Source organism: Microbacterium timonense (genome assembly GCF_900292075.1).
GTDB classification, from domain to species: domain Bacteria; phylum Actinomycetota; class Actinomycetes; order Actinomycetales; family Microbacteriaceae; genus Microbacterium; species Microbacterium timonense.
In genome coordinates this window covers 117,499-136,936 of sequence record NZ_OLMV01000008.1, presented here as the reverse complement: position 1 = coordinate 136,936, position 19,438 = coordinate 117,499, and the positions used below count along the sequence as shown (strand labels likewise).

Sequence of the window (19,438 nt, the reverse complement as noted above, 5' to 3'; positions counted from 1 at the left end):
TACACGGGCGAGATGGCGTACCTGCATTCCGGGCACGCCGCGTTCCCGATGCGGATCGGCCACGAATGGATGGGCACCGTCTCCGCCGTCGGGGCGGGAGTCGACGACGCCTGGGTCGGCCGGCGGGGGACCGGGGACACGATGCTCGGCTGCGGGTCCTGCCGACGCTGCCGGCGGGGGGGGGCGGCCGGGGGCGGGCGGGGGGGGGGGGGGGGGGGGGGGGGGGGGCGGGGGGGGGGGGGGGGGGGGGGGGGGGGGGGGGGGGGGCCGGGCCCCCCCGGCCGGCCCCCCCGGGGGGGGGGGGGCGCCGCCACCCGCGACCCGCCCACTCCGCCGTGTCGCGGTTGCCGGCGCCCCACCACACGCGGGAGCGCAGGCCGGGGGAGTGCGGCTCGATCCGCTGCAGGCCCGTCGCTCCCGTGCCGAACGGAGAGGCGGCATCCCGCTCGGCCAGGCCCTCGCCATCGATCGCCCTGAGGAACAGCTCGAAGTGGTCGCGCGCGATGTCGGCGCCCCGCGGATCCTGCGAGCCGGTGTATCCGAAGGCCTCATACCCGCGCAGCACGGTCTCGGGTGAGCCGCGTGAGACTCCGAGGGCGAGCCTGCCGCCCGAGATGAGGTCGACGGATGCCGCCTCCTCGGCCAGGTACAGCGGGTTCTCATATCGCATGTCGATGACGCCGGTGCCCATCTCGATCCGCTCGGTGCGCGCGGCGATCGCGGCCAGCAACGGCATCGGTGACGACTGCTGTCGAGCGAAGTGATGCACGCGGAAGTAGACGCCGTTCACGCCCAGATCATCCATGCCCTGAGCCAGGTCGATCGCCTGCAGCATCGAGTCGGCGGCGGTGAGCTGCCGTCCGCCGCCCAGCGGGCCGTAGTGTCCGAAGGAGAGGGTTCCGAATCGCTGCATGTCGACTGCAACGGTACGCCCGCAGCATCCATTCCGGTGAATACGTCCGGTTGACCCCGTCCGGCCGGGATAGCCTGAGCCCGTGATCACGATTCGAGCAGCGGTGCCGGCCGATGCTCCCCGGATCGCGGAGATCTGGGAATCGGCGTGGCGTGACGGACACCTCGGTCATGTTCCCGACGAGCTCGTAGCCCATCGCCGGGCCGATTCGTTCCGTTCCCGAACCGAGGCGATGATCGATCGCACCCATGTCGGGGAGCTGAACGGCCAGGTCGTCGGGTTCGTGACGCTTCGCGGCGATGAACTGGATCAGCTGTTCGTCGACGCCTCGGCCCGAGGCACCGGGGTGGCGCGTGAGCTCCTCGCCGATGGTGCCAGACGGCTGCTCGCACAGGGGCACGCGCAGCCGTGGCTGGCGGTCGTGACCGGCAATGCCCGCGCGCGGCACTTCTACGAGCGCGAGGGCTGGCGCGACGCCGGTCACCTGGACTACGAGGCGCCGATCGAGGGCGGGACGGTCACCGTATCGTGCCGCCGGTACGAACTGATCATCCCGCGCTGACCCGTGCGCCGCTGCGGTGCGCGCAACCCCTGTCCGGGCCGCGCGCGCCGTGCTTACGATGGCAGCTGAGGCCTCGACCGGGGCCGGGCGAGAGGGGAGCGACATGGTCCAAGTAAGGGTGGCCGGCGTCGCGCTCGATGCCTCGGGCCAGCACGTCCTGTTGCTCAAGCCGGTCGACCAGCTTCCCGGTGACGGGATGGTGCTTCCCATCTGGATCGGACAGCTGGAGGCGACCTCGATCCTCGTCGCGGTCGAGAACGCCGACGTCCCGCGCCCACTGGCTCACGACCTCATGCGGGTCATGCTCGCTGCTCTGGACGCGGCACCGACCCGGGTGGAGGTGACCCGGATCGAGGGCGGCACGTTCTTCGCCGAGATCACGCTGTCCACACCCCTCGGCGACCGCGTCGTCGACGCGCGCCCCTCCGACGCCATCGCACTGGCCTCGCGCGCGGGCGCGGCGATCTGGGTGGCGGACGAAGTGATGGCCGAGGCCGGCGTGCCCGACGTGCTCACCGAGACGGATGCTGCGCAGAGTCTGGACGAGTTCAAGCGGTTCCTCGACGACGTCGAGCCCGAGGATTTCGAAGGCTGACGGGCGGATCAGCTCGCGAACCACCCGCTGGGGCCGATGTCCCCGCCGATGCGCGGCGCATACTGATCGAAGTAGACCCGTGACACCAGCTCACGACGGCTCGTGACACCGGCCTTGTCGAAGATCGACTTCAGATGATCCTGCACCGTGTACGGCGACACGTGCATCGACGCGGCGATCTCCTTGGTGTCCGCGCCCCGCAGCACCATGCCCGTGACGTCGCGTTCCCGGGTGGTGAGCCCGAACGCGGCAGCGACCAGCTCCACGACCTCCTGCGGGCGAGCCTCTTCGATGGTGACGACGACGTCGCCGCTGCGATCGGGCGATCCCACCAGCGGCGTGGCATGCAGAACGAGCCACACGCCGTCCCTCGTGCGAATGCGGATGCGGGGGATCCGGTCGCTCTCGCCCCGCCCGAACCGGCGCGCCCCGCTCACCAGGGAATGCACGAAGGTCATCGGATCGCCGGTGTCCGGCACGATCGCCAGCCGCGACAGCTGGGTGTGCGCGAAGGGGGTGGCCTGTGCGATCCGGTCCTCGGCATCCACGATGATCACGGCCGGTCCGGACTCCGAGGCGGCCTCGCGCTGCCCGAGCTGCGCGAGCAGGCCGGAACGGATGCCCCGCGTGAACGCCGGTGCGATCTCCTCCAGGAACGTCAGCTCCGACGCCGCGAACGGCGCGTCATCCGAGCCCCGGAAGAGTGAGATCGCTCCCCACGGACCGCTGCGGTCGCTGAAGACGACGCGCGCCTCGTCCCGGAAGTCGAACACCGGGACGATGAGGTCCATCATCCGGGACGAACGGGCGATATCGCCGCTGAACTCCGCGTGCACGCCCAGCGCCACCCGGCCGGCGTCGATCATGGCCGCGATCGCCGTGGGCTCCTCGCCGCCGTACTCGATCTGCGCCCACATGACGTCCTGGTCGTTGCGTCCGCGCAGCGCTTCGAACTTGCCCACGCCCGAGACGATCGTGGTCGCCGGATCGAGCGTGGCGAGGCATCCTCCGACGAACGGGACCACCCGCTGCACCGTGACGGCCGCCTCGCTCAGGAACTCGTGCAGCGGAAGCCCGGCGCGCGACATCACGTCGAGGTCGCTGCGTGCGCGCCCCAGAGCGATCGCCGTGGACATGCGACAAGTGTGCTCCCCGGTGGGCGTGTCCGCCATCCCAGGTATCTGGGAGGCCGGAAGTCCCCTCGTTCGTGGGGTGGTCCTCGGCGGATGCGCCAGCCCACCATGGCGGAGTCGTTCCCGACGATCCGTCAGACCCCTTCAACGGAAAGGCACCTCATGTCCCTCAACGATCTCGCCATCGACGTCCCCGATGCCGCGGCTGCCGCCGCCGCGGCCGAGTTGCGCGCCGCGCTCGGCGATCGCGTGCTCTTCCCGGGTGATCCCGGCTTCGACGCCGCGCGAACCCCGTGGAACGTCGCCGTCGACCAGTACCCGTTCGCCGTCGCCCTGCCCGAGTCGGCGGATGACGTCGTCGACATCGTCCGCGCCGCCACGCTGGCGGGCCTGCGGGTCGCGCCCCAGTCGACAGGACACGCCGCCGCCGCGATGGCCGGCGCCGACCTCTCGCGCACCGTGCTCCTCTCGCTCCGTGGCCTGCGCGGCGTGCAGGTCGACCCGGATGCGCGCACGGCCCGCGTGCTCGGGGGCTCCGTCTGGAGCGATGTGCTCGAGTCTGCCGGTCCGCACGGACTGACCGCGCTGCACGGCAGCGCCGCCGACGTGTCCGTGGTCGGGTATCTGCTGAGCGGTGGACTGTCGTTCTACGCCCGCAAGCGCGGCCTGGGCGTGAACTGCGTGCGCGCGGTCCACGTCGTCACGGCCGACGGGCGCCTCGTGCACGCCAGCGCCGAGGAGAACCCCGACCTGTTCTGGGCTCTGCGCGGCGGCTCCGGCGCGTTCGGCGTCGTGGTCTCGATCGAGATCGAACTGCTCCCGATCGCCGACGTCTTCGCGGGCATGCTGCTGTGGGACGCGTCCCGCGCCGCCGAGGTGACCCACGCGTGGGCGGAGTGGACGCGGTCGGCGCCGGAGTCGGCCACCACGACCCTGCGGATCATGAACTTCCCGCCCCTGCCGCAGCTGCCCCCGTTCCTGTCCGGACGTTCGGTCGTCGTCGTGGACGGGGCCTTCGAAGAGACGGATGCCGCGGCATCCGCCCTCCTGGAACCGCTGCGTGCGCTGCAGCCGGAGATGGACACGTTCGCGCGCATCCCGGCCCCGGCGCTGGTCGCGGTCCACATGGACCCGCCCGAGCCGACTCCCGCCGTCACCGACCACGTGATGCTCGCGGCCTTCACCACGGAGGCCGTCGACGCCTTCGTCGCCGTCGGGCGGACGCCGGGCCTGTTCGTGCAGGAGATCCGGCACGTCGGCGGCGCTGCGAGCCGTCCGAGCCCGGACGGCGGAGCGGTGTCGTCACTGGTGGGCGAGTACGTCGTTCACTCGATCGCGATGGTGCCGGTTCCCGAGGCGGCACCGGTGGCGTCGGCCGCGGCGCGCGCCGGCGTCGCCGCCATGGAGCCGTGGCGGATCGACGCGGTGGCCCTGACGTTCGTCGACGCGCCGGATGTCGACCTGACGGGTGCGTTCGGCCAGGCGTGGGCTCGCCTGCGTCAACTGAAGCTCCAGTTCGACCCCGCGGACCTGTTCGCGGCGGCTCGCCCGGTGTGACCGCGACCGGCGCCTGGCCGTCATCGTGTCAGGCGCCGGCGCGCCGGACCTCCGCGGCGACCGCCGCGACCGAGCCCCGCCACGGGGCACCGTGACCGGGGAGCACCCAGCCGACCCGAAGGCCGGTGAGCCGCTCCAGCGATGCAGACGCTTCCGCCGGGTCGTCGGTGAAGGGTGCCGGCTGGAGTCCCGTCCGCCCGGTGAGCACGTGCCGTGTGGTGAGCGCGTCGCCCACGAAGACCGCGTCCGCGACAGGAACATGCACCGCGATGCTGCCAGGGGAGTGGCCTGGCATGGCGACGACGGCCGGTGAGCCCGGAAGCTCCAGCACGTCGCCGTCGCGCACCTCGACGACCTCCGCCACGTAGGTCGTCGGGATGGCGCGCTTGCGCACGGCGTAGGCGAAGAAGCCGAGCGTCGGCCGCAGCTTCATCGGACCCGTCGCGACCTTCGGCTTCTCGCCGGTGCGCGCACGGTGGGCGTCGGCCTCGTGGACGTACACGGGCACCCCGTACTCGCGCCGCAGCCGCTCGGCGAAGCCGATGTGGTCGCTGTCTCCGTGAGTGAGGACGACGCCCTTCACATCTGCCGGTGAGAGTCCGAGATCGGCGAGTTCCCGCACGAGATCCTTCCAGTGGCCGGGGAGTCCCGCGTCGATCACGGTGACCCCGTCGTCGGTCACCACGAGATAGGCGGCGACGATGTCGTTGCCGATGCGGTGCAGGTGGGGGGCGAGTCTCATGGCGAGTCCTTCGAAGACGGCCGCGGTTCAGGTCCGCGGGCTCTTGATCGTCGCTCCGGCGACCAGGAAGACGATGGCTGCCACCGGCTGCGCCGCCGTCCATGCCGGCCCGGTGAAGTCGAAGGGCAGGATGGGATTCCACAGCACCGCGATCGCCGCGAACACCGGGAGCCACCACCACTGACGTGCCTGCACGGCGAACCAGGCGACGATGAGGGCCAGGATGGCCACGACGAACCTGATCAGGAGGAACCACTCCCCGCCGATGAGGAGGGGTGCCAGGAACAGGGCGATCGCGGCCAAGAGGCCCGGCGCCAGGGCATTGCGCTGGTACTGCGGGGTCGTGCGGTCGGCGCGGCTCATTCTCGGCTTCCGGTGTCGCGGGGCGAACCCTCATCCTCTCACGGGTGCGGTTCCACCATGCCGGTGCCGGAGGCGGCGCTCACGACGCGACGAAGAGCTGTGAGACGCGATCCAGTGCCCCCGGGACGAGCGCGTAGTACGCCCAGGTGCCCCGTTTGCTGCGGGTGAGGAAGCCCGCCTCCGTGAGGACCTTGAGGTGGTGTGAGACCGTCGGCTGGCTCAGGCCGACCGGCTCGATGAGGTCGCACACGCACGCTTCGCGGCCTTCTGACGCGGCCACGATGGAGAGCAGCCGCAATCGGGTGGGGTCGGCCAGTGCCTTCATGGTGTGCGCGAGCTGTTCGGCGTCCTGCATCGACAGCGTGTCGCGAACGAGCGGCGTGCAGCAGGTCGCCGTCACGTCGGTGAGCTCGAGCATCTGCATATATCGACCATAGTCGATATTGACACTCATCGATACAACGACGAGGATGCTTCATCGAAGCTGATCGATATCCGGAGGACGTCATGACCCTGCTCGACCTCACGCCGCGAGCCGCAACCGGTGACCGGCTCACCGGTCCGCCCGTCGCCATCATCGGCGCCGGCCCGATCGGGCTCGCCGCCGCGGCCAATCTCGTCGAGCGCGGCATCGACTTCATCGTGCTCGAAGCCGGCGACTCCGTCGGTGCCAGCGTCCGCATGTGGGGACACACACGGCTGTTCTCGCCGTGGCGGCATCTGGTCGATCCGGTGTCGCGACGGATGCTCGAGGCGACGGGATGGCAGTCGCCCGATCCCGACCGGGCCCCGAGCGGAGCTGAGCTGGTCGAGCACTATCTCGAGCCGCTGTCGCGGCTGGATGCGATCGCCTCGCGCATCCGCACCGGAATCGAGGTCATCGGGGTGGCACGTCGGGGGATGGACCGCACGCGGACGCGGGCGCGGGCGGAGACGCCCTTCATCCTCCGGACACGGACGGGGGACGTGGTCGGAGAGGTCGCGGCCAGGGCGGTGATCGACGCTTCCGGGACGTACCGCACGCCGAACTCCCTGTCCTCCGATGGCCTCGGCCTGCTCGGATTCGACGACATCGCGGATGCCGTGGCCCCTGCCCTTCCTGACGTCCTCGGCGCGGAGCGCGCAAGGTTCGCGGGTCGGCGCACCACGGTCGTCGGTGCGGGGCATTCCGCCGCCAATACGCTGCTGGCGCTCGCCGACCTCTCGGCCGCCGAACCGGGCACGGAGGTCACGTGGCTCATCCGCAACCGCCACGCGGCGCGGGTGACATCGTCGGCCGACGACGACCTCGCCGATCGCGCCGCCCTGGGTCGTCGTGTCGACCGGGCGATCGCCGACGGTCGCATCCGGGTGGTCGATGGCTTCGAGATCATCCGAGCACGACGGGAACAGGATCGGGTGGAACTGCTCGGTCTCCGTCGTGGCGAGGTCGCGACGCACTCCACCGACGTGGTGGTGAACGCCACGGGTTTCCGCCCCGATCTCTCGATCCTCCGTGAGATCCGGCTCGACCTCGACGACGTCGTCGAAGCCCCTCGACGGCTGGCGCCGCTGATCGACCCGAATGTGCACTCGTGTGGAACCGTGGCGCCGCACGGATTCCGCGAGCTCATGCATCCTGAGAACGGGTTCTTCGTCGTCGGCATGAAGTCGTACGGCCGCGCTCCCACCTTCCTGCTGGCGACCGGGTACGAACAGGTCCGCTCGGTCACCTCCTGGCTCGCCGGCGACCTGGCAGCCGCGTCGAGCGTGGAACTGGTGCTGCCGGCGACCGGTGTGTGCTCGACGGGCGACAGGACGGGGTGCTGCTCATGATCCGCGTCCGCGCCTTGACGAAGGCGGACTGGTCGACCGTGCGCGGCATCTACGGGCAGGGCATCGAAGACGGGGAAGCGACCTTCGAGGCGGCCGTGCCGTCTTGGGAGGCCTTCGATAGAGCCAAGCTCACGCACTCGCGCCTGGTCGCGGTCGACGATGAAGACACCGTGATCGGCTGGGTGGCGGCATCCGCCGTTTCCGCCCGCGCCGCATATCGGGGAGTGGTGGAGCACTCCGTATACGTCGACCGCGCGGCCCGCGGCAGCGGAGTCGGGCGCTTGCTGCTGGAGGCCTTCATCAGCGCGGCTGAGCAGGCGGGCGTCTGGACCATCCAGTCGAGCATCTTTCCCGAGAACACGGCGAGCCTGAGGCTCCATGAAGCCGCAGGTTTTCGCGTGATCGGTCGCCGTGAGAGGATCGCCCGGTCGGCGGTGGGTCCGCGCGCGGGGCAGTGGCGTGACACCGTCCTGATCGAACGGCGAAGTGCGCGCAACGGGGTCGAGGACGAGCACGTCGGCACCGCTTCGCCGGCCCGGGTTGGAGGAGGCATGACGGACAAGCCCACGGTGCTCTTCGTGTGCGTGCACAACGCGGGGCGTTCGCAGATGGCGGCCGGCTTCCTGAGCGCGATCGCGGGGGATCGGATCGACGTGATGTCGGCGGGATCCGAGCCGAAGGACGCGATCAACCCTGTGACCGTGCGAGCCATGGCGGAGGTGGGGATCGACATCGCCGGGCAGACCCCGAAGGTGCTCACGGTGGACGCCGTCAAGGAGTCGGACGTCGTGATCACCATGGGCTGCGGTGACGCCTGCCCCATCTTCCCGGGCAAACGCTATGAGGACTGGGACCTCGACGACCCGGCCGGCCGGCCGCTCGTCGAGGTCCGCCCCATCCGCGACGAGATCCGCGGTCGCGTCGAGGCACTCGTCGCGGAGTTGCTTCCCGCTGCCGGCTGACCGGTCTTCGGGGGCTTTTACCCCTCCTGCAGGGTGCGGTCAATCCCATTCTCGACACGGCTGCGCGCTTCTTACCGTCGGGCAGCCGCATCGATCGAGTGCCGGCTGCGAGGAGTGCGCGAGATGACAACCCAGACGCCGACCAGCCCTCCCTCCGGACGTCCGACGACGCTTCCGCCGCGTCAGGCGGCGCTGCTGCACGCGACGCGGGTCGAGCACAAAGGCAACATCGTCGTCCGCTGGATCACCTCGACGGATCACAAGACGATCGGCTACCTGTACCTCATCGCGTCGGTGATGTTCTTCCTCCTCGGCGGAGTGATGGCGCTTCTCATCCGTGCGGAGCTCTTCGAACCGGGCATGCAGATCGTGCCGACGCGCGAGCAGTACAACCAGCTGTTCACGATGCACGGCACGATCATGCTGCTGATGTTCGCGACGCCGCTGTTCGCCGGCTTCGCGAACGCCGTCATGCCTCTGCAGATCGGCGCTCCGGACGTCGCCTTCCCACGCCTGAACGCCCTGTCGTTCTGGCTGTTCCTGTTCGGGTCCGTCATCGCCGTCTCGGGCTTCCTCACCCCTGAGGGCGCCGCCGGCTTCGGCTGGACGGCCTACCAGCCCCTCGCCGACGACACCTTCTCGCCGGGCGTGGGCGGCAACCTCTGGATGCTGGGCCTTGCCATGAGCGGCTTCGGGACGATCCTGGGTGCCGTGAACTTCGTCACGACGATCATCACGATGCGCGCCCCCGGCATGACGATGTGGCGGATGCCGATCTTCACGTGGAACACGCTGGTCACCAGCATCCTCGTCCTGATGGCGTTCCCCGTGCTGGCCGCAGCACTTCTCGCAGCGGGCGCGGACCGGATCCTCGAGGCCCATGTCTACGATCCCGCCAACGGCGGCGTGCTGCTGTGGCAGCACCTGTTCTGGTTCTTCGGGCACCCCGAGGTCTACATCATCGCCTTGCCGTTCTTCGGCATCATCTCGGAGGTGATCCCCGTCTTCAGCCGCAAGCCGATCTTCGGGTACAAGACCCTCGTGTACGCAACGATCGCGATCGCCGCCCTGTCGGTGGCGGTGTGGGCGCACCACATGTACGTGACCGGAGCGGTGCTGCTGCCGTTCTTCGCGCTCATGACGATGCTGATCGCGGTGCCGACCGGCGTGAAGATCTTCAACTGGATCGGCACCATGTGGCGAGGCTCTGTCACCTTCGAGACGCCGATGCTGTGGGCCCTCGGGTTCCTCGTGTCCTTCGTCTTCGGCGGCCTCACGGGCGTGATCCTCGCCTCCCCGCCGCTGGACTTCCACATCTCCGACACCTACTTCGTCGTCGCGCACTTCCACTACGTGGTGTTCGGCACGGTGGTGTTCGCGATGTTCGCCGGGTTCTACTTCTGGTGGCCGAAGTGGACCGGCAAGATGCTCAACGAGCGCCTCGGCTACCTCCATTTCTGGATGCTCTTCATCGGCTTCCATCTGACCTTCCTCATCCAGCACTGGCTGGGGGTGGAGGGGATGCCGCGCCGGTATGCCGACTACGCCAGCCAGGACCAGTTCACCTGGGAGAACCAGGTGTCCACGATCGGCGCGATGCTGCTCGGGGCATCCATGATCCCGTTCCTGTTCAACGTGTGGATCACCGCCCGCAAGGCGCCCAAGGTGACCGTGAACGACCCGTGGGGCTACGCCGCGTCGCTCGAATGGGCAACCGCATGCCCGGCTCCCCGGCACAACTTCACGTCGATCCCCAGGATCCGCAGCGAGCGGCCCGCGTTCGACCTGAACCACCCCGAGGCGGGCATCCCGGTGGGCGTGGGCCCGGCCAAGGACGCCCCCGACGCGCCGACCGCCGACACGACCGACGACACGACGCGATGATGGGGGGTCACGCCACCGTCGCCGATGTCGTCGTCGCGCGGCTGATCGACTGGGGAGTCGACCGGATCTACGGCTACAGCGGTGACGGCATCAACCCGCTCATCGATGCGCTCCGCCGCTCCGCGGACGCGCCCGCGTTCGTGCAGGCGCGACACGAGGAGAACGCCGCCTTCATGGCCGTCGGCCAGGCGAAGTTCACGGGCGGTACCGGGGTCGTGCTCTCGACGCAGGGCCCGGGGGCGATCCATCTGCTCAACGGTCTCTACGACGCCCGCCTGGATCACGTGCCCGTCGTGGCGCTCGTCGGTCAGCAGCATCGCAGCGTGCTGGGCTCGGGATACATGCAAGAGGTGGACCTGCGCGTGCTGTTCTCGGATGTCGCGCTGTACGTGGCGGAGGCGGCAACCGCGGAGCAGTTCCCGCTCGTGATCGACGAGGCCTTCCGCAACGCGAGGGGCGGCGCCGGGCCGGCGGTGGTGATCCTGCCGCACGACGTGCAGCAGGAGCCGGCGCCGCAGCACCCTCACGAGCACGGCGTGGTGGCCACCGCCGCGAGCTTCACCCGCGCCGACGTCCGTGCGCGCGACGAGGACATCACCGCGGCCGCCGCGTTGCTGGATTCCTCCGAGCGGCCCGCCATCCTCGTCGGGCGGGGAGCGGAGGGTGCGTGGGAGGCGGTGCGGGATCTCGCCGTGAGGCTGGGTGCCGCCGTCACGACGAGCCTCCTGGGCAAGCCGCACGTCGATGAGCGGCATCCGCTCGTCGCCGGAACCATGGGGCACCTCGGCACGACGGCGAGCGCCGCGGTGCTCGCGGAGTGCGACGCCCTGCTCATCGTGGGATCGAACGACCCGTGGACCGAGTACTACCCGCCGCCGGGCCAGGCCCGCGCGGTCCAGATCGACATCGATCCCCGGCGCATCGGCGATCGCTACCCCGTCGAGGTCGCCCTCGCCTCGGACGCGGGAGTCGCCCTGCAGGAGATCCTGCCCCGGCTCGCGGGATCCCGCCGCGACGACTGGCGATCGCGCGTGATGGCGCACGTGGAGGCCTGGCACGATGTGCGGCGCGCCCGTGCGGCGGTCGAGGCCGAACCGGTCAATCCCGAGGCGGTCGTTGCGGCGCTCGCCGACGCGCTCCCGGACGATCCGGCCATCGCGGTGGATGTCGGCAGCGTCGTGTACTGGTATGCCAGGCAGCTGATCCTGCCCGCGGGATCGGCCGCACATCTGTCGGCGACACTGGCCAGCATGGGCTGCGGTGTTCCGTACGGGGTGGCCGCGAAATGCGCTGAGAGCGCGCGCCCCGTCCTGGTGCTCGCCGGAGACGGTGGGATGCAGATGACCGGTGTCAGCGAACTGATCACCGTGAGCGATCGGTGGCGTGACTGGGCGGACCCTCGATTCGTCGTCGCCGTGTTCGACAACGGGGAGCTGTCGGAGGTGAGCTGGGAGCAGCGTGAGATGGAAGAGGCTCCACGCAACGCCGCCACTCAGGACCTTCCCCCGTTCCCGTACGCCGAGTACGCCCGGATGCTGGGACTGGGCGGGGAGATCGTCGAAAGGCCTGACCAGATCGCCGCTGCCTGGCGGCGTGCCTTCCGCGCCGACCGGCCCTACGTCCTGCAGTTCCGGACGGACCCGGCGATCCCGCTGCTTCCGCCGCTCGCATCCGGGCACCAGAAGACCGACGCCATTCGCCGGGTCCTTCAGCAGGAAGCCCAGGAGGGCGGGTCGCTCGCCGCGCGCGCTCTGCGTCTGCTGGACGAGTACGTCGAGATCGAGCGATCAGCGGATGCGGTAGGTCCGTGACACCGGGCAGTCGAACGGGTCGCGGGCGGCGAGGCCTACCCGGTTCAGATAGGCGATGACGATGCCGTACGAACGCCACAGGCTCGTCTCGGTGTAAGGAACACCCAGCCTGCGGCACTGCTCCATCACGAGTTCACGGGCGCGTGCCAGGTGCGATCGGGGCATGTTGGGGAACAGATGGTGCTCGATCTGGTAGTTCAGGCCGCCCATCAGCCAGGTGGCCCACCAGCCACCACCGACGTTGCGAGACGTGCGCACCTGCTTGCTGAAGAAATCCAGCTTGGCGTCGTGCGCGATCACCGGCATGCCCTTGTGGTTGGGTGCGAACGACGCGCCCATGTAGATGCCGAAGACGGCCAGCTGCACACCGAGGAACGCGAACGCCATTCCCAGCGGAAGGAACGCGAACACGGGCACCCAGATCACCGCGAAGCGGGCGGCGAGCAGAGCGAGTTCCACCGCTCGCCCCTTCACCGGTTCACGTCCGGCCAGGTGGCGGAAGGCGAGGAAATGGAGGTTGAGGCCTTCGAGCGTCAGCAGCGGGAAGAACAGCCAGCCCTGTCGCCGGGTGATCCAGCGCCGGACGCCGCGCGCTTCGGCGGCATCGGCATCCAGGAATGAGATCGTGTCGACCTCGATGTCGGGATCGCGCCCGACGCGGTTGGGGTTCGCGTGGTGGCGTGTGTGCTTGGTCGCCCACCAGGAGTAGCTCATGCCGACCACCCCGTTGCCGAGCAGTCGGGCAAGGCGGTCGTTCGCCGGCCCCGATGCCAGGATCTGGCGATGCGCCGCCTCATGGGAGAGGAACGCCACCTGCGTGAACAGAATGCCCAGTGCAGCGGCGATGAGCAGCTGGAACCAGCTGTCGCCCAGCAGCACGAACCCCGCCACCGCTCCGCCGAAGCCGACGGTGACGATGGCGCCCACCATCGCATAGAACCAGGGCGTGCGGCGCAGCAGCCCGCTCTCCCGTGCGATCTGCGAGACCTCGGTGTAGGCACGGGCGATGGGCGGGAACTCGCCCGTGCCCGCGTACGTCTGACGAATAGGGCCGAGTCGGGACTCGAGGACGGTGGAGGAGATGATGTCACCGGTGTTTCGATGGGACCGCTATGGCCATGGAAGCCAAAGGCGGTTGCCTATCGCTGTTCCGAGCGTACGCGTCACCACATGGCGCGTCCCGCATATGCCGGTACTCCCAGGCACTCGCCAGGTCGGCCGCCACCGACTCGGCTCGGCGCCGGGTGCAAACGAAAGCACCCGTCCCAACCGGGACGGGTGCTCGTGTCTCGGATCCTGACGCTGCGGTCAACGGGATCCGGGATCAGCGTCAGAGCGGGCGGATGTTCGCGGCCTGCATGCCCTTGGGTCCGCGCTCAGCGTCGAACTCGACCTTCTGGTCTTCGCGGAGCTCCTTGAAGCCGGAGCCTGCGATCGCGCTGAAGTGCGCGAAGAGATCAGCCGAGCCGTCGTCGGGCGCGATGAACCCGTAGCCCTTCTCGGAGTTGAACCATTTCACGGTGCCAGTGGCCATCGTGTCTTTCCTTCTGTTCTTCGGGCCGCCGGGGCGACCGTGGGTGCCACGCCGTCGAATGCGGAGTGGACGGTGATGCCGCGCGGAGCGCGCGAAAGCCGGGGTGGGGGAGGCGGATGCCGCAACGGCGGCGCGAGCGGCGGCGACGTCGGCGTGCAGGCCGAGGTCTGTGCCGCGTGCGCTGTGGGCGTGAGCGCCGCCAGCGGTCAGATCGATGAATCCTGCGTACTCGCCGGCGGAGGTCGCGACGAACACGCCATCGTCGGCCTGACGCCAGTCGAGCGCGTCGGCAGGGGAGAGGGAGAGCATCGAGAGGGGTCCAAGCTTGCGGCGACGCGGTGGGGTCGAGCGCAATGGTGAGCGGTTTCAGATACCGCTTCATACGGAATCAACGGGCGTCAGGACTCTGTGCTCCACGTCGAGGCAGAGAAAGAAGACGCATCGGCTCCGGATCGGAGCCCTCACCACCCTACCACGCGGGTGATTCGTCGGAACGGTGGCGGAGGATGGGGGATTCGAACCCCCGAGGGCTTGCACCCAACACGCTTTCCAAGCGTGCGCCATAGGCCACTAGGCGAATCCTCCGGGAGGCCCCGGAGGGCCAGCGACCATCCTACCCTGCCCCGCTACCGCGCCCGAACCGACGCCGTTCCGGCGTAGACGCTCCCGGGTCGGATGATGAGCGAGCGCGGGGCGATGTGCGCGAGCACGCGTCGCGACGAGGGCACCGCCGCCAGCAACGACGCCCGCACCGCCGCGGCCGCGTCGGCTGCGGCATCCCCCATCCACGTCGAACGCGTGCCGGCCCGCGAGTAGCTCGCCCGCTCGATCGCGAGCAGCACCGTTCCCATCTCGGATGCCGGAGCACCGTGTTCGGCCACGAGCCGCGCGGCGAACGCGCGCGGCGTCTCGCTCGCGGGCACCGCGATGCCGACATCGATCGCCGTCTCCTGCACGGACTGCCATGCCGCCGCGGCGTCACCGCCGCGCGCCGCCGCGTCCTGCTGACGACGCCGGAGCTCGCGGATGAGGAACGGCAGCGCGAGCAGCACCAGCACGCCCATGACGACACCGAGCACCGGCAAGGGATCGAGCGCCTCGGCGGTGGAGCTCGAAGCGGACCCCTCTTGCGTGTTCTCGGGGGCGATCTGCGCGGTGTCCCCGGTGGGCGTCGGTGTGGCCACCGGTCGGGGATCGGCCGAGTTCGCGTCGGTCGGCTGACCGAGCAGCGGGTTGTCGGACGAGTAGGTGGTGGGAACGCCCAGACCGGACGTGGGCTCGAACGGCAGCCAGCCGATGCCGTCGAAGAACACCTCGGGCCAGGCATGCAGCTGCGAGCTCGACACCGAGAACACGGGCTGACCGTCGATGCTCTCGGTGGTGGGGGTGCCGGGGAGATAGCCCACGACGATGCGGGACGGCATGTGCAAGGTGCGGGCCATGAGGGCGAAGGCCGATGCGAAGTGCACGCAGTACCCTGCCCGCACCTCGAGGAACTGCGCGACGGCCTCGGCGCCGCTGCCGTCGAAGCCGTCCTCGACGGGCGCCTCGAGCGAGTAGCGGAACTCCGTGCCGCGGAACCAGCGCTGCAATGCAGTGAGGCGGTCGTAATCCGTGGTGGCGTCCGCCGTCACCTGCGCGGCGAGCTCCGCGATGATCGGCGGCATGTCGTCGGGCAGCTCCGTCGTCTCATCGCGCACCTGGGAGCCGACCGCCGTCGCCGCCCGAACTTGCTCCAGCGAGGGGCGCGGCACGGCGAAGGCGACCTCGTACGACTGCCCCTGCGTGGTGGTGTTCGTGCTGGCCACCGTGTGGTTGTACGGGACCGCGCCCCAGGCGCCGACAAGGCCCGTGATGCTCACCGCCGGATACGGCACCGGCGCCCACGGGGAGTCCAGGTTCACGATCTGAACCCGCGCGGTGTACTCGCCGACACGGATGTCCTCATCCGTGTCGACGTCGCCGAAAGCGCGATCGCTCTCCAGCGACACCGTCTGCGAGCGGTCGGGCGACCACGTGCCGCCCTCGAATCGCGTCAGCGTCGTCGCACGCAGATAGGGCACCGAGGGGGCGTCGGTGCGGACCTTGATCACCTCGATCTCCTGGGGGCGCCGCAGGTCGTCGCCCAGCTGCAGGGTCGCGTCGATGCCCGGGCCCGGGCCGACGCCGGATCCGGCGCGCGCCAGGGGGTGGGGGAGGACCGGTGTGGCGACGACGGCGATCACGATGGCGATCGCCCCGATGCCGAGGGCCGTCGCGGGCACCCCGGCGGTGCGCTCCGCCTCGCGTTCGACCGGCTTCTCACGGGAACGCGTCTCGGACCGGATGAGGAAGAGGATCGTGACGGCGAGGAAGACGAAGCCGATGACATCGACGTCGCTGGGCGCGGCGATGGCCGGGATGAGCGACACCGCGACGATCCCGACCGACCCGAGCAGCGGCATCCGAGCAGTCACGACGACGTGGTCCACGACGATGGTCAGCAGTCCCATCGCGCCGACCACGACGAACGCGAGCGACAGCGACGGCTCCAGCGGTGCCGCGCCGACCGTGATCTCCTCCATGGCCGTCTCGATCAGCAACGGCACGGTCCTGATCGTGTCCAGCGTCGGGATCACCCACAGCAGGGCCGTCTCGCGGAGGAACACCAGTGTCATGAAGGCGACCCAGACGCCGGCCTCGATGAGCGTCACCGCGACGGCGGGGAGGCGGTAGCGCCGGGCCGCGTAGCCGGCTCCGAGCACCAGGGCCGCCACCGCGAGCGCGGCCACCAGCCACCATCCGGGATCGATCACGCGGACCACCGGCAGCAGGGCCGCCAGCAGCGCTGCCAGGATCGCGAACGTCAGCAGCCGCTCCCCGCCTCGGACGCGCGGCCGTCGGGCCGCGTCAGCCGACGACATGGTGCACCCCCCGGCCGATGGCTCCGGCCCACGCGGATCCCAGGTCCCGGTCGGGGTCGATCGCGGCGACATGCCACCCGTGATCGGCGGCGATCTCGAGTGCGTCGCCCACCGGCGCGGCCGCCAGCAGCACGGGCAGGGTGCTGTGGTGCGCGACGGGACCGAGCGCTGCGGCATCGGCCGGGTCCAGACGCCCCACCACGAGCACGATCGGCCCGGTCGAGATGCCGGCGAACAGCCGCGACAGCCGGGGCAGCGCGTCGTCGCGCCGGGCGGTGACGGTGGCGAACTGCACCAGCATCCGCTCGACCTCGGCGAGGTCCCCGCCGTCGATCCGCTCGATGAGCTCGCCGGAGCCGTACAGCGCGGTTCCCTCCGTGTCGATGACCTCCACGGCGTAGCCGTCGCGCACCAGGCGCGCGACCGCCGACACGCAGGCCGTCACACCCGCTTCGAATCCGGGATCGACACCGGGCGCATGCAAGGCGTCGATGGACCACCGCAGCGCGGCCCGGTCGAGCACGACGGCCGCCTCGGGTGTGGACTCCTGCTCCTCCTGGCGGACCATCAGCTCGTCGCGGTGGGCGGTGGCACGCCAGTGGATGCGGCGCATCGAATCGCCCGGGGCGTACGGGCGGGCGACGAGGTTGTCGGCGCCCTGGCCGAGCTGGTCGTTCGTGGTGTGCAGCATGCCGCCGCTGGCGCCGGCGTAGTCGATGATCGGCGCGAGCTCCACGACGGCCGGTGCCACGGTGACGGGCGTGCGCTGCCCGAACACCACCGTGCGTCGCGCGAGACCGAACGGGTCGGACGAACGCACCGTGAGGGGGCCGAGCGAGTGCACGCCGCGCCGTGCCGCGGTGACGGTGTACGAGATGTCGATGCTGCGCAGGCCGCCGCGCTCGCCTCCGCGAAGGCCCGATCCGAGCGCCGGGAACGCGCCCTCCGCCTTGCCCAGCAGACCCTTCGGCAGCGTGTCGCGCCATCTGCCGGGAGCCGTCGGCAGTGCAGAGCGCACGCCGACACGCACCGAGACGCGCGCCTCGCGGCCGACCACCGGCACGTCGGGGACGAGGGAACGGCCCACGGCATCGGTGTGCCGGCCGAAGTACAGGGAGGCGATGCTCGCGGCGACCACGGCCAGCAGCAGGATGCCGAAGTACATCAGCTCGACGAGCCCGGCCTCGCCGGCCACCACGAAGCACGCGATCCCGAGGATGAGCGCGCCCGTGCCCCGGACGGTCAGCGGCCACACACGTCTCATGTCGCCCTCACTGACGCGAGGCGATCGGCACTCGCACGCTCGCCGCGATCCGCTCCAGGATGGTCGCGATCGCCTCCGCCGCGTTGCCGGTCCGCGCACCCCCGGCGGCGCGGGTGGGGATCAGACGGTGGGCGAACACCGGTGCGATGAGCGCGGTGATGTCGTCGGGGATGACGAACGCGCGTCCGTCGAGGGCTGCCCACACCTTCGCCGCGCGCACCAGCTGCAGCGTCGCGCGGGGGCTCGCGCCGAGGCGAAGGTCGCTGTGGGTGCGGGTGGCCTGAGCCAGCGCGACGGCGTAGTCCTCGATCGCGGGGGCCACGTGCACCGCCCGGGCCCAGGCGATGAGCCCGGCCACCTCGTCCGCGCTCACCACCGGTGAGAGCTGGTCGAGCGGGTTCACGCTCTCGCGCTGGCGGAGCATGAGCGCCTCGGACCGGGCATCGGGATAACCCATCGAGATGCGCATCATGAAGCGGTCGCGCTGCGCCTCGGGGAGGGCGTACGTGCCCTCCATCTCCAGAGGGTTCTGCGTCGCGACCACGAGGAACGGATCGGGAACGTAGTGCGTGCGGCCATCGACCGTGACCTGCCGTTCCTCCATCGCCTCCAGCAGAGCGGACTGCGTCTTGGGGGAGGAGCGGTTGATCTCGTCGGCGATGACGATGTTCGCGAAGATCGCGCCCTGCTTGAATTCGAACTCCCGCTCGACGGGGTTGAACACGCTCACCCCCGTCACGTCGCCCGGAAGCAGGTCAGGGGTGAACTGGATGCGGCGCACCGTGGCGTCGACCGAGGTCGCCAGCGCCCGCGCCAGCATGGTCTTGCCGACGCCGGGGACGTCCTCGATGAGCAGATGCCCCTCGGCCAGCAGGCACACCAGGGCGCTGCGCACCGCGTCGGGCTTGCCGTCGATGACGCTGCCGACGGCATCGAGGATCTCATCGGTGATGCGCGCGAACCGTTCGGCCGTCAGCGACCCCCGCACGTCGGGCGCGGCGCCCGATTCCATCGCCGGGGAATCCGTCGCGGTATCGACCATGGAGGCCTCCTGTTCCGCCTCCCAAAGGCGGGTCGGGGGTTGCGCAGGGGCGTCCTCGCCCTCGGCTCGATCCTAACCACGGCGCGAGGGGTAGGGCACTGGGAGATCGCTGGATGCCGCGCCCCGCGCGTCGGCCGCCATACGGGTGGGCGAGACCCGGGGCCGCGACGGGTTAGACTGGAGGCAGCTCTCCGCGAGGCGGCATCCAGGCCAACTCCCCCAGGACGGAAACGTAGCAAGGGTAACCGGGCTCTGCCGGGTTCGCGGAGAGTCTTACTTTTCCCGGCCAAGCGGCCGCGTGCGGGCCTACGGCAGCAGCATGACGTCGCCTGGCCGAGGCCTCGTGCCCGCCCATAGG

16 protein-coding genes, 1 tRNA gene, 1 other RNA gene and 3 pseudogenes are annotated in these 19,438 nt (G+C 70.3%); 10 read left to right on the top strand and 11 right to left on the bottom strand.

Annotation, left to right across the window (positions count from 1 at the left end; all coding sequences use genetic code 11):
* Nucleotides 1-12 precede the first annotated feature (12 nt).
* A pseudogene (locus C9992_RS18520) lies at nt 13-198 on the top strand (alcohol dehydrogenase catalytic domain-containing protein); the annotation flags it as partial.
* Nucleotides 199-316: 118 nt separating this feature from the next.
* On the opposite strand, the pseudogene C9992_RS18275 reads toward C9992_RS18520, so the two are convergent.
* Nucleotides 317-913: pseudogene (locus C9992_RS18275) on the bottom strand (LLM class flavin-dependent oxidoreductase); the annotation flags it as partial.
* Between the two features lie 82 nt (nt 914-995).
* On the opposite strand from C9992_RS18275, the gene C9992_RS17270 reads away from it, so the two are divergent.
* Together C9992_RS17270 and C9992_RS17265 are read left to right on the top strand one after the other, a co-directional pair.
* On the top strand, nt 996-1,475 hold the full coding sequence (locus C9992_RS17270; protein ID WP_106816870.1) for a GNAT family N-acetyltransferase: 480 nt from the start codon (nt 996-998) through the stop codon (nt 1,473-1,475).
* A gap of 103 nt (nt 1,476-1,578) precedes the next feature.
* A complete protein-coding gene (locus C9992_RS17265) occupies nt 1,579-2,070 on the top strand; it encodes a bifunctional nuclease family protein (RefSeq protein WP_106816869.1) in 492 nt (163 codons plus the stop codon).
* A gap of 8 nt (nt 2,071-2,078) precedes the next feature.
* Here the strand turns inward: C9992_RS17265 and C9992_RS17260 are convergent, their stop codons facing one another.
* Nucleotides 2,079-3,206, bottom strand: a complete 1,128-nt coding sequence (locus C9992_RS17260) for a helix-turn-helix transcriptional regulator (protein WP_106816868.1) — start codon at nt 3,204-3,206, stop codon at nt 2,079-2,081.
* 159 nt (nt 3,207-3,365) lie between these two features.
* Between C9992_RS17260 and C9992_RS17255 the strand changes: the two genes are divergently transcribed.
* Nucleotides 3,366-4,760, top strand: a complete 1,395-nt coding sequence (locus C9992_RS17255) for an FAD-binding oxidoreductase (RefSeq protein ID WP_106816867.1) — start codon at nt 3,366-3,368, stop codon at nt 4,758-4,760.
* A 28-nt stretch (nt 4,761-4,788) separates the two neighbouring features.
* Here the strand turns inward: C9992_RS17255 and C9992_RS17250 are convergent, their stop codons facing one another.
* The 3 genes from C9992_RS17250 to C9992_RS17240 all read right to left on the bottom strand — a co-directional run bounded on the left by C9992_RS17250 (nt 4,789) and on the right by C9992_RS17240 (nt 6,289).
* On the bottom strand, nt 4,789-5,502 hold the full coding sequence (locus tag C9992_RS17250) for an MBL fold metallo-hydrolase (RefSeq protein ID WP_106816866.1): 714 nt from the start codon (nt 5,500-5,502) through the stop codon (nt 4,789-4,791).
* Between the two features lie 27 nt (nt 5,503-5,529).
* Nucleotides 5,530-5,865: a DUF6804 family protein gene (locus C9992_RS17245; RefSeq protein ID WP_106816865.1), complete on the bottom strand. Its 336-nt coding sequence runs from the start codon at nt 5,863-5,865 to the stop codon at nt 5,530-5,532.
* 79 nt (nt 5,866-5,944) lie between these two features.
* The gene (locus tag C9992_RS17240; protein ID WP_106816864.1) at nt 5,945-6,289 is read right to left on the bottom strand and encodes an ArsR/SmtB family transcription factor; all 345 of its coding nucleotides are present in this window, start codon (nt 6,287-6,289) and stop codon (nt 5,945-5,947) included.
* An 83-nt stretch (nt 6,290-6,372) separates the two neighbouring features.
* On the opposite strand from C9992_RS17240, the gene C9992_RS17235 reads away from it, so the two are divergent.
* The 5 genes and pseudogenes from C9992_RS17235 to C9992_RS17215 all read left to right on the top strand — a co-directional run bounded on the left by C9992_RS17235 (nt 6,373) and on the right by C9992_RS17215 (nt 12,337).
* The gene (locus C9992_RS17235) at nt 6,373-7,680 is read left to right on the top strand and encodes an FAD-dependent oxidoreductase (protein ID WP_106816863.1); all 1,308 of its coding nucleotides are present in this window, start codon (nt 6,373-6,375) and stop codon (nt 7,678-7,680) included.
* Nucleotides 7,677-8,168, top strand: a pseudogene (locus tag C9992_RS17230) (N-acetyltransferase family protein); the annotation flags it as partial. The gene C9992_RS17235 and the pseudogene C9992_RS17230, both read left to right, overlap by 4 nt.
* Before the next feature lie 63 nt (nt 8,169-8,231).
* On the top strand, nt 8,232-8,642 hold the full coding sequence (locus tag C9992_RS17225) for an arsenate reductase ArsC (protein ID WP_106816889.1): 411 nt from the start codon (nt 8,232-8,234) through the stop codon (nt 8,640-8,642).
* Nucleotides 8,643-8,765: 123 nt separating this feature from the next.
* Complete coding sequence (ctaD, locus tag C9992_RS17220) at nt 8,766-10,526, top strand: aa3-type cytochrome oxidase subunit I (RefSeq protein WP_106816862.1); 1,761 nt, start codon at nt 8,766-8,768, stop codon at nt 10,524-10,526.
* A complete protein-coding gene (locus C9992_RS17215) occupies nt 10,526-12,337 on the top strand; it encodes a thiamine pyrophosphate-requiring protein (RefSeq protein WP_106816861.1) in 1,812 nt (603 codons plus the stop codon). The genes ctaD and C9992_RS17215 overlap by 1 nt, the downstream gene beginning before the upstream one ends.
* On the opposite strand, the gene C9992_RS17210 is transcribed toward C9992_RS17215, so the two are convergent.
* From C9992_RS17210 to C9992_RS17185, 6 genes are all read right to left on the bottom strand, one after another.
* Nucleotides 12,314-13,423, bottom strand: a complete 1,110-nt coding sequence (locus C9992_RS17210) for a fatty acid desaturase family protein (RefSeq protein ID WP_235008312.1) — start codon at nt 13,421-13,423, stop codon at nt 12,314-12,316. The two genes, C9992_RS17215 and C9992_RS17210, sit on opposite strands and share 24 nt — an antisense overlap.
* A gap of 244 nt (nt 13,424-13,667) precedes the next feature.
* On the bottom strand, nt 13,668-13,871 hold the full coding sequence (locus C9992_RS17205; protein WP_106816888.1) for a cold-shock protein: 204 nt from the start codon (nt 13,869-13,871) through the stop codon (nt 13,668-13,670).
* A 497-nt stretch (nt 13,872-14,368) separates the two neighbouring features.
* A tRNA-Ser gene (locus C9992_RS17200) sits at nt 14,369-14,456 on the bottom strand.
* 41 nt (nt 14,457-14,497) lie between these two features.
* The gene (locus C9992_RS17195; protein ID WP_106816859.1) at nt 14,498-16,774 is read right to left on the bottom strand and encodes a transglutaminase TgpA family protein; all 2,277 of its coding nucleotides are present in this window, start codon (nt 16,772-16,774) and stop codon (nt 14,498-14,500) included.
* Nucleotides 16,761-18,038 carry a DUF58 domain-containing protein gene (locus tag C9992_RS17190; RefSeq protein WP_106816858.1) on the bottom strand — a complete coding sequence of 426 codons (1,278 nt, stop codon included), beginning with the start codon at nt 18,036-18,038 and terminating at the stop codon, nt 16,761-16,763. Before C9992_RS17190 ends, C9992_RS17195 begins: the two co-directional genes overlap by 14 nt.
* A 7-nt stretch (nt 18,039-18,045) precedes the next feature.
* Nucleotides 18,046-19,080, bottom strand: coding sequence for an AAA family ATPase (locus C9992_RS17185; RefSeq protein ID WP_407662260.1), 1,035 nt, complete (start codon nt 19,078-19,080; stop codon nt 18,046-18,048).
* A gap of 182 nt (nt 19,081-19,262) precedes the next feature.
* On the opposite strand from C9992_RS17185, the gene ffs reads away from it, so the two are divergent.
* An RNA gene (gene ffs / locus C9992_RS17180) (signal recognition particle sRNA small type) lies at nt 19,263-19,359 on the top strand.
* The last annotated feature ends 79 nt before the right edge of the window (nt 19,360-19,438 follow it).

Excerpts from the sequence above, each read along its gene's own strand:
- C9992_RS17265 (WP_106816869.1), top strand. The coding sequence starts at position 1,579 with ATGGTCCAAGTAAGGGTGGCCGGCGTCGCGCTCGATGCCTCGGGCCAG.
- C9992_RS17260 (WP_106816868.1), bottom strand. The coding sequence starts at position 3,206 with ATGTCCACGGCGATCGCTCTGGGGCGCGCACGCAGCGACCTCGACGTG.
- C9992_RS17255 (WP_106816867.1), top strand. The coding sequence starts at position 3,366 with ATGTCCCTCAACGATCTCGCCATCGACGTCCCCGATGCCGCGGCTGCC.
- C9992_RS17250 (WP_106816866.1), bottom strand. The coding sequence starts at position 5,502 with ATGAGACTCGCCCCCCACCTGCACCGCATCGGCAACGACATCGTCGCC.
- C9992_RS17245 (WP_106816865.1), bottom strand. The coding sequence starts at position 5,865 with ATGAGCCGCGCCGACCGCACGACCCCGCAGTACCAGCGCAATGCCCTG.
- C9992_RS17240 (WP_106816864.1), bottom strand. The coding sequence starts at position 6,289 with ATGCAGATGCTCGAGCTCACCGACGTGACGGCGACCTGCTGCACGCCG.
- C9992_RS17235 (WP_106816863.1), top strand. The coding sequence starts at position 6,373 with ATGACCCTGCTCGACCTCACGCCGCGAGCCGCAACCGGTGACCGGCTC.
- C9992_RS17225 (WP_106816889.1), top strand. The coding sequence starts at position 8,232 with ATGACGGACAAGCCCACGGTGCTCTTCGTGTGCGTGCACAACGCGGGG.
- ctaD (WP_106816862.1), top strand. The coding sequence starts at position 8,766 with ATGACAACCCAGACGCCGACCAGCCCTCCCTCCGGACGTCCGACGACG.
- C9992_RS17215 (WP_106816861.1), top strand. The coding sequence starts at position 10,526 with ATGGGGGGTCACGCCACCGTCGCCGATGTCGTCGTCGCGCGGCTGATC.
- C9992_RS17205 (WP_106816888.1), bottom strand. The coding sequence starts at position 13,871 with ATGGCCACTGGCACCGTGAAATGGTTCAACTCCGAGAAGGGCTACGGG.
- C9992_RS17195 (WP_106816859.1), bottom strand. The coding sequence starts at position 16,774 with ATGTCGTCGGCTGACGCGGCCCGACGGCCGCGCGTCCGAGGCGGGGAG.
- C9992_RS17190 (WP_106816858.1), bottom strand. The coding sequence starts at position 18,038 with ATGAGACGTGTGTGGCCGCTGACCGTCCGGGGCACGGGCGCGCTCATC.
- C9992_RS17185 (WP_407662260.1), bottom strand. The coding sequence starts at position 19,080 with ATGGTCGATACCGCGACGGATTCCCCGGCGATGGAATCGGGCGCCGCG.